Raw genomic sequence first — 8,902 nt, forward strand, 5'->3', positions numbered from 1 at the left:
GACTTTGGTCACAGAAGGAAATAATCTAAATACTAAGCTATATCCTGTTCCCGTTTATTCTGATAGCGATGACATTGATAACGCCTAAATGGAAGCGACCTTCTTTCCCAAAATAGCTGCTTCAGGAACAGTGCCGGCAACCAGTGTATTTGTTAAGCCGTCATAATGGATATTGCCATCAACGATTAATAAAGCGCGATCAGCTATACGAGCGGCATCATCCAGATTATGGGAAACCATCAGTAATGTAAGCTGGCGTTCGTGGCAAATTTGTTCCAGTAATACCAGCATTTCATTACGCAGTGCCGGATCTAGGGCAGAAAATGGCTCGTCAAGTAATAAAATTGGCTGTTGGCGTACTAGGCAACGGGCTAATGCTGCCCGCTGCCGTTGTCCACCAGAAAGTTGAGCTGGCAGACGGGTCAGGCAATTTTCCAACGAAACTTGAGAGACTATTTGCTGTAATATCTGTTTCTGCGTGCTATTAAGGTGTAATCCGGGGTGTAAGCCTAGCCCAATATTTTGCTCAATTGTCAAATGAGAGAAGAGATTATTTTCTTGAAACAACATGGAGACTGGGCGTTGAGCAGGTGACGTGCTGGTATGATTTTTCCCATTCAGCCATAGGGAACCTCGTTCTGCTGTTTGAAAACCGGCGATCAGGCTTAGGAGTGTACTTTTACCCGCCCCGCTAGGGCCTAGGATTGCGATACGTTCTCCGGCTTTAATTTGCAAGTCAAAGCGCATCACCAGATGTTCATAGCGGTAAGTCAGATTTTCAAGTTTAAGCATTACGTGGTCTCGGTAAGCGTTCAAGTAAACTAAACAGCATAAAACATAACAATAACAGCAATAAAGCAGTGATCGCGCCATCCTGACTCCGGTAAGCCCCGATTTGCTGGTAGAGATAGAAAGGCAGAGTACGGAAATCTTCATTGCCAAATAGCGCGACAACGCCAAAATCTCCAATAGAGAGAACACACGCAAAGGCCAGCGCTTGTGCCAGCGGAACTTTCAGTGCTTTTAGTTCAATCCAGCGCAGTCGGTTAATACCTTGAATATTCAGGGAGCGACACAGTGGATTATAGCGGGCCGCCAGATCCTTCATTGGATTATCCAGAACTTTCAGGGCATAGGGAATTGCCATCAGTGCGTTGGTTAAAATCACCAGACCATAGGGTGAACGGGGCAGGCCGACGGTATCATTGAGCAACAGAAAGAATCCTGTTGCCAATACAATGCCCGGCATAGAAAGGATTAGCAAACCACTCATTTCTATTGCTTGTCCCCAATGAGGGAAATGACGCAGGTACAGCTCACGGCTGCTCCACAGCAGCATCATAGTGAATAAAACACATAATAACCCTGCCCCTAAAGCAATCACTACTGAGGTGATACATGCTTGCCACAATGCAGGCTGGCGCAATACATTAAGCAACCCGCTGTTCAGGCCATCCACGATAACCGCCAATAGTGGCGGTACGAGTAGTAATAATGCAGCGATAATTAACAGGCTGTCACAGATTTTTCTCAACAAAGTATCCTGTGGATTACGCCATTGTTGTTGGTTGCTGTAGCCGACAGATAGGGCACTGTTAAGCTTCTGGCTGAGGAGCACAAGGCCAAGGCAGCAGATAATCTGAATCAACGCCAATAACGCGGCACGGTTGAGATCATAGTCATAGCTTAACGCCTGATAGATTGCCAGTTCGACAGTTGTTGCAGCAGGTCCGCCACCTAACGCCAGCACGGTAGCAAAACTGGCGAAACAGAGCATAAAAATCAGTGCGCCAGTGGGCAGGATCTGGCGGCGCAGATAAGGCCATTCAACAAAACGGAAATGTTGCCATTCATTCATACCTAGCTGCGCCGCTAATTGCCGCTGTTCCACCGCGATGTTTTCCAGTGATTGCAGTAAAAGCCGTGTTGCTAGCGGCATATTAAAGAAGATATGCGCCAGCAAAATTCCTGGTAAACCATAAGGGGTGAAATGGTAATCGATGCCGATCCATTCACAGAACTGAGCCAGCCAGCCGGCTCTGCCATAAACCGTCAGAATGCCGAATAGCGCGACTAATACAGGCAAAACCAGTGTCATAGCACACAGGCGGAGAAATAGAGTTCGGCCTGGAAAATGACGGCGATAGAGTGCCCTGGAAAGAACAATCGCCGGGATAACAGAAAACAGCGCCGATAAAAAAGCCTGCCAGAATGTAAAACCCACTACATGCCACAGATAGCTATCTTCTGCCAGTAGAGACCAATTACGTTCAGGTGCATTAAACCAAAGCGCACCGAACGCTAGTAAGGCGACCAATAGTAAAAGACCGGAGGCAATGACCCCCGGTAACAGCCATCCGGCCATCAGCGGCTGACAGCGCTTTGCCATGCACGAATCCATTGGTTACGGTATTTTGCGACTTCTTCTGCGGGATATTGCAGCGATTTTTCAGGTATTGAAAGTTGTGAATACACTTCCGGGAGTGGGATATCAATGACCGGATACATCCAGTTAGTGGTTGGAATTTCCTGTTGGAAAGCAGGAGTCAGCATAAATTGCATAAATTTTTGGGCAAGCTCCGGCTGCTTGCTAGAGGCTAGTTGTGCGGCCACTTCGACTTGCAGGTAATGACCTTCATTGAAGGTAGCGGCAGCATAATCGTCTTTCTTCTCAGATAAAAGATGGTAGCCCGGTGAAGAGGTATAGCTCAACACCATATCGCCTTCTCCTTTCAGGAACAGACCATAAGCTTCGCTCCAACCTTTGGTAACAGTGAGTGTTTTCTTCGCCAGTTTTTGCCAGGCTTGTGGGGCATCATCACCATAAATTTTCTGCATCCATAACAGCAAACCTTGCCCCGGTGTGCTGGTGCGAGGATCTTGATAGATCACTTTCCAGTTATTGTGGCTATTGATGAGCTCATCCATGCTTTTTGGCGGGTTTGGCAAAGTCTTTTTGTTGTAAATGAAGGCAAAATAGCCGTAGTCATAAGGAATGAAGATTTGGTTATGCCATGACACCGGCAGTGCCAGTTTGCTGATATCCACTTGACTTGCAGTGAACAGCCCCGTTTGTTGCGCCGCTTGAACCAAATTGTTATCTAACCCAAGGATGATATCGGCAGCAGTACGCTTTCCTTCCATTCTTAGGCGATTGAGCAAAGAAACGCCATCTTCCAGAGCGACCAGTTTCAGTTCACAGTCACATTCAGCTTCGAAGGCTTTTTTAATTGCTGGCCCGGGTCCCCATTCTGCGGCAAAAGAATCATAGGTATAAACCGTTAATACCGGTTTAGCTTGTACAACCTGACTCAATAGCAACGTAGAAGCTGATAGGGCCGTCAGTGCGATTAATTTGGAAAATAACGTCTTAAACACTTTGCTCTCCTTACATTAAGAGGATTGGCAAAGGATTTGAGGAGGCGCTAAACGGCAAGATGATGTCTGTGAAATAGTTAGCAGCTCAAATCCCTACGCCGGTATTAGCCGGATCAGGTTCGGCGGGTTTACTCTCAGCAAGGCTGTTTTAAACAGCCAGCACCCCGTTGAGATGGCGCTATTGTAGAGATTTAGCTAGCGACTGCAAAGTCCAATGATAGAGGTTTACCACTTGAGGGTAGTGTGAAACAATTAGTCATCTTTCAAATTTAGTTTATCGAGGTAGTCTGGTGATCGATGATGATGGCTACCGCCCGAATGTAGGAATTGTAATTTGTAATCGGCAAGGCCAGGTTTTGTGGGCCCGGCGTTATGGGCAGCATTCCTGGCAATTTCCTCAAGGGGGCATTAATCCGGGGGAATCACCAGAACAGGCTATGTACCGGGAACTGTATGAAGAAGTGGGGTTAGGTCGGAAAGATGTACGTGTTCTGGCCGCTACTCGTAATTGGTTGCGTTACAAATTACCCAAGCGTTTGGTGCGTTGGGATACACGACCTGTCTGTATCGGTCAAAAACAGCGGTGGTTTTTATTACAACTGCTCTGTAATGAAGAAGATATTAATGTGCAACACAGTAATACCCCGGAGTTCGATGGTTGGCGTTGGGTCAGCTATTGGTACCCTGTCCGGCAGGTTGTCTCTTTTAAGCGTGATGTTTATCGGCGCGTGATGAAAGAGTTTGCTTCGGTTGTAATGCCAATGCAGGAAAACTCACCCCTGCCACGTTCTTCGTATTCTTATCGTCGCAAAAGAAGTTAGGTGAGTTCTATGCTCATGCGCTTACGGGAAATTGTTGAAAAAGTTGCGATGGCAACCAATCTGGCCGAAGCGCTTGAGCTATTGGTGAACGAAACCTGTTTGGCGATGAACACAGATGTCTGTTCTATCTATCTTGCTGATCATCAACGGCGGTGTTATTACCTGATGGCAACCCGAGGGTTGAGGAAACCCCGGGGAAGGGCTGTCAGTTTGGCTTTTGGTGAGGGAGTCGTCGGACAAGTTGGTCAATTGTCTGAACTGATTAATCTGGCTGATATTCGCAGCCATCCAAGTTTCAAATATTTGCCTCAAGTGAAAGAGGATAGCTTCCGCGCATTTTTGGGCGTTCCGGTGGTCTATCGCCGCCAGTTGCAAGGTGTTTTAGTCGTACAACAGCAGGAACAACGCCTGTTTAATGAAACCGAAGAGTCCTTTATGGTGACGCTTGCGACACAATTGGCGGTAATCCTTGCTCAAGCTCAGACTAAGGGATTGTTTGGTCAGTATCGGCAAACCAGAATTAAAGCGCTGGCAATTTCCAATGGCATCGTGATGGCTCAGGGGTGGCAAGATTGTTCCCAACCCTCACTTGACCAAATTTTTGAAGCTTCAACCCTTGATCACGCGGCGGAACGTTCTCGTTTGATTCAGGCGCTTGAAGATGCAACGGCGGAATGTCGTCGGCTCAGTAAACGTTTTACCGCGGGTTCTCAAAAAGAGAGTGCCGCAATTTTTGATCTTTATTCCTACCTTTTGAATGATCCTCAGTTGAAACAAGATCTGTTCTCCTGTGTTGAACAGGGATCTGTGGCGCAATGGGCGGTTAAACAAGTTATTGAGAAATACGCAGAACAATTTGCCAGCTTGCAGGATGCTTATATGCGGGAAAGAGCATCGGATCTACGGGCACTTGGGCAGCGATTATTATTTCATCTTGATGATTCGCTGACTGCCAGCCATCAATGGCCTGAATGGTTTATTCTGGTTGCAGATGAACTGAGTGCCAACCTATTGGCAGAAGTGCCGCAAGAAAGATTAGCTGGGGTTATTGTTCGTGATGGCGCTACCCATTCACACTCAGCCATATTGGTGCGTGCAATGGGTATCCCGGCCATTATGGGAGCAGATATCCAGCCGGAACTTCTGCACAATCGTATGCTGATTCTTGATGGTTTCCGTGGAGAAGTATTTATTGAACCTGAGCCACTGATTTCGCAGGAATATAAACAGATTATTGAAGAAGAAAAAGCACTGAGCAAACTGGCTGAGGGGGATGTTGATCAGGAAGCGCGGCTCAAAAGTGGTGAACGCATTCTGGTTCAGCTCAATGCAGGTTTGAGCCTGAAATATGAGTTACAAATCAGTAACAGTATTGATGGTGTTGGACTCTATCGCACTGAAATACCCTTTATGCTGCACAGCGGTTTCCCGTCAGAAGATGAACAAAAAGCGCGTTATCAGGAGATGTTGCAATTATTTCCCGATAAACCGGTGGTATTACGTACACTTGATATCGGTGCCGATAAACAACTGCCTTATATGCCGATTAGCGAAGAGAACCCTTGTTTGGGATGGCGTGGTATACGGGTGATGCTGGATCAACCGGAGATTTTTCTTATTCAGCTTAGGGCAATGCTCAGGGCTAACGCTGAGACGGGTAATCTGAAAATCTTGCTGCCAATGGTAACGAGTGTAGAAGAAATTGATGAAGCTAAGCGATTAGTAGACAGGGCGAAAGAGGAAGTCGAGCAAATGTTGGCGCGTCAAATACCTATGCCTCAACTTGGTGTAATGATTGAAGTTCCTTCGATGATTTTCTTGTTGCTACAACTCAAAAAGAGAGTCGATTTTGTGTCTATTGGCACCAATGACCTAACACAATATCTATTGGCTGTGGATCGGAATAATACTCACGTCGCTTCTCTTTATGATTGCTTGCATCCGGCGGTAATTCGGGCATTAAAACTGGTATTTGACAATAGCCAACGAGCAGGTCTTACAGCCAGTATTTGTGGTGAAATGGCAGGAACCCCGATGGGTGCGTTATTATTGATTGGTCTTGGCTATCGTAGTCTGAGTATGAGTGGTTGTAGTGTGCCAAGGATTAAGTATTTATTACGCCATCTGGAGATGGCTCAGGTTGAAAAATTAATGGCTGAAATACTACAAGCTGAAACCAGCCTAAGAGTAAAGGAACTATCAGTAACGTTTATGGAGCAGCATGGGGTTGGCGGTTTGGTCAGAGGTGGCATTTAATCCGTTTAACGGCCTGTGTTATGATTTTCAATCAATTGCCTTAGGGCATTAACGCTAAATATTAAGTGGGGAAAGATGAGTAACAGCTACCTGGCATTTCCTAATATTGACCCGGTTATTTTTTCAATAGGTCCAATATCCCTCCATTGGTATGGTTTCATGTACCTGGTTGGGTTTGTATTCGCCATGTGGCTAGCGACACGCAGGGCAGCGAAACCCAATAGTGGTTGGACAAAAAACGAAGTAGAGAACTTGCTTTATGCGGGTTTTGCTGGCGTATTTGTTGGTGGCCGTCTGGGCTACGTCCTGTTTTATAATTTCCCTGCCTTTCTCGACAACCCGCTTTATTTATTTAAAGTCTGGGACGGTGGAATGTCTTTCCACGGTGGTTTGGTGGGGGTTATCTGTGCAATGTGGTGGTTTGGTCGCAGAACGAAACGCCATTTCTTACAAGTTGCTGACTTCATTGCACCGTTAGTCCCTTTTGGCTTAGGCATGGGGAGAATCGGTAATTTTATTAACGGCGAGTTGTGGGGACGTGTCACATTGGATACGCCGTGGGCGATGCTGTTCCCAAGCTCCCGCAGTGAAGATATTGCACTGGCTGCAACGGAACCTTCATTGCTATCAGTACTTGAACAATATGGCGTTCTGCCACGTCACCCTTCGCAACTTTATGAAATGGCGTTAGAAGGGATAGTTCTGTTCATTATTTTGAATTTATATATCCGTAAACCTCGGCCGATGGGCAGTGTTTCTGGTTTATTCTTAATTGGTTACGGTATCTTCCGGGTAATAGTCGAGTTTTTCCGCCAACCGGATGCACAATTGGGTTTATTCGACGGGATTAGCATGGGACAAATTCTTTCTATACCCATGATCCTGGCGGGAATTTTAATGGTGATATGGGCATACAAACACCAAGGTAATAAGGTACAAGAGGTAAAATGAAACAGTATCTGGATTTAATGACAAGAGTGCTTGCAGAGGGCACTCCGAAGGCAGACCGCACCGGGACGGGAACTCTCTCCATTTTCGGGCATCAGATGCGTTTCAATTTGCAGGATGGCTTTCCGCTAGTGACAACTAAACGTTGCCATATCCGTTCAATTATTCATGAACTTCTTTGGTTTCTGAATGGTGATACGAATATTAAATACCTGCATGAAAATGGGGTGACTATTTGGGATGAATGGGCGGATGACAATGGTGATTTGGGGCCTGTGTATGGTAAGCAATGGCGTGCATGGGGCACCGCAGATGGCCGCCAGATTGACCAATTGAAAACCGTACTGGAACAGCTTAAAAGCGATCCAGATTCACGTAGAATCATCGTTTCTGCTTGGAACGTTGGTGAACTGGATAAAATGGCATTAGCGCCATGCCACGCTTTCTTCCAGTTTTATGTTGCGGATGGCAAACTTTCCTGTCAGCTTTACCAACGTTCCTGTGACGTATTCCTTGGCTTACCGTTCAATATTGCGAGCTATGCGTTGCTAGTTTATATGATGGCGCAACAGTGTGATTTGGAAGTGGGCGATTTTGTCTGGACTGGTGGCGACACCCATCTTTATAGCAACCATATGGAGCAGACAAAATTACAACTCAGCCGTGAACCGCGTTCACTGCCAAAACTGGTGATAAAGCGTAAACCAGCATCACTTTTTGATTATAAATTTGATGACTTTGAAATAGTTGATTATGACCCGTACCCGGGAATAAAGGCACCGGTTGCTATTTAGTTGTTTGGTTATTAGCAATAATCTGGAGGGAGACTATTGAGTGTGAATTGTCTCCCTTTTAATTTTGATAATATAAACACAAACGTGCAGAAGTAGAGAAAAAAGGCCATAAATACTATTTTTCAGAAAATACTATTTCTCAGAAGAAAGTCAGAGATCTGCTTGGTAATTCAGAGTATTTGGAGTGTAGGATGTTTATTGTGAAAAATGGGATATCTAAATTGGAACGTGGGAAAGATCAAGCAGATATAAACGCAGAACAACAGGCGATAGCGTTGTTTAAAATCGCTATGCTGTCTAAGAAAGACATTATAGAAGGTAGAAAAATGGTCCCCGAAGAAGCACTTCGTAGGCGCAGGGAACATCGGGCTTGATATATACCCGTTATCTTTCAAGTTGCCTCTTTGTTGGCTGTACTCACTCACCCGGTCACATAGTTCTCTATGTTCCCGGGGATTCGCTCCCTTGCCGTCGTGATTCATCTTTAAATTCATAGGGTATAGTAAAAAACTCTCTATGGCGTATTAGTCTTAACCCGAATTCTGGATAAGAAATTGACATGAAGCCTGTTCCAGGAGCAATGTTTTGGTGCACGCCGAAACAGCTCCGGGGAGGAACAGGCTATGAACAAGTTAGTTGAAATTTTCTGCGATGTCGATGATTTTTGCCGCTTCTTTATTCCTCAATGGGAATTATTTTGTTTCG

8 protein-coding genes and 1 riboswitch are annotated in these 8,902 nt (G+C 45.7%); of the genes, 5 read left to right on the forward strand and 3 right to left on the reverse strand.

What is annotated here, in order from left to right:
- Positions 1–84: 84 nt before the first annotated feature.
- Genes thiQ through thiB form a run of 3 tightly spaced genes read right to left on the reverse strand, consistent with a single transcriptional unit; the run spans position 85 to position 3,378 of the window.
- Positions 85–792: a thiamine ABC transporter ATP-binding protein ThiQ gene (gene thiQ / locus EAE90_RS13350; protein ID WP_214053899.1), complete on the reverse strand. Its 708-nt coding sequence runs from the start codon at positions 790–792 to the stop codon at positions 85–87.
- On the reverse strand, positions 785–2,389 hold the full coding sequence (gene thiP / locus EAE90_RS13355; protein WP_214053900.1) for a thiamine/thiamine pyrophosphate ABC transporter permease ThiP: 1,605 nt from the start codon (positions 2,387–2,389) through the stop codon (positions 785–787). The genes thiQ and thiP overlap by 8 nt, the downstream gene beginning before the upstream one ends.
- Entirely contained in the window at positions 2,365–3,378 is a 1,014-nt protein-coding gene (thiB, locus tag EAE90_RS13360) for a thiamine ABC transporter substrate binding subunit (protein WP_214053901.1), read from the reverse strand. Before thiB ends, thiP begins: the two co-directional genes overlap by 25 nt.
- A 72-nt stretch (positions 3,379–3,450) precedes the next feature.
- A riboswitch (TPP riboswitch) is annotated at positions 3,451–3,555 on the reverse strand.
- Positions 3,556–3,668: 113 nt separating this feature from the next.
- Between thiB and rppH the strand changes: the two genes are divergently transcribed.
- From rppH to EAE90_RS13385, 5 genes are all read left to right on the forward strand, one after another.
- Positions 3,669–4,199, forward strand: coding sequence for an RNA pyrophosphohydrolase (gene rppH / locus EAE90_RS13365; protein ID WP_214053902.1), 531 nt, complete (start codon positions 3,669–3,671; stop codon positions 4,197–4,199).
- Between the two features lie 9 nt (positions 4,200–4,208).
- Positions 4,209–6,455, forward strand: a complete 2,247-nt coding sequence (ptsP, locus tag EAE90_RS13370) for a phosphoenolpyruvate--protein phosphotransferase (RefSeq protein WP_214053903.1) — start codon at positions 4,209–4,211, stop codon at positions 6,453–6,455.
- Positions 6,456–6,530: 75 nt separating this feature from the next.
- Positions 6,531–7,406, forward strand: a complete 876-nt coding sequence (gene lgt / locus EAE90_RS13375) for a prolipoprotein diacylglyceryl transferase (protein ID WP_214053904.1) — start codon at positions 6,531–6,533, stop codon at positions 7,404–7,406.
- Positions 7,403–8,197, forward strand: a complete 795-nt coding sequence (gene thyA / locus EAE90_RS13380) for a thymidylate synthase (RefSeq protein ID WP_214053905.1) — start codon at positions 7,403–7,405, stop codon at positions 8,195–8,197. The genes lgt and thyA overlap by 4 nt, the downstream gene beginning before the upstream one ends.
- 191 nt (positions 8,198–8,388) lie before the next feature.
- Positions 8,389–8,571, forward strand: coding sequence for a hypothetical protein (locus tag EAE90_RS13385; RefSeq protein ID WP_246550699.1), 183 nt, complete (start codon positions 8,389–8,391; stop codon positions 8,569–8,571).
- Positions 8,572–8,902 lie beyond the last annotated feature (331 nt).

Origin of the sequence: Photorhabdus caribbeanensis (genome assembly GCF_018448885.1) — a bacterium.
Taxonomy (GTDB): Bacteria; Pseudomonadota; Gammaproteobacteria; order Enterobacterales; family Enterobacteriaceae; genus Photorhabdus; species Photorhabdus caribbeanensis.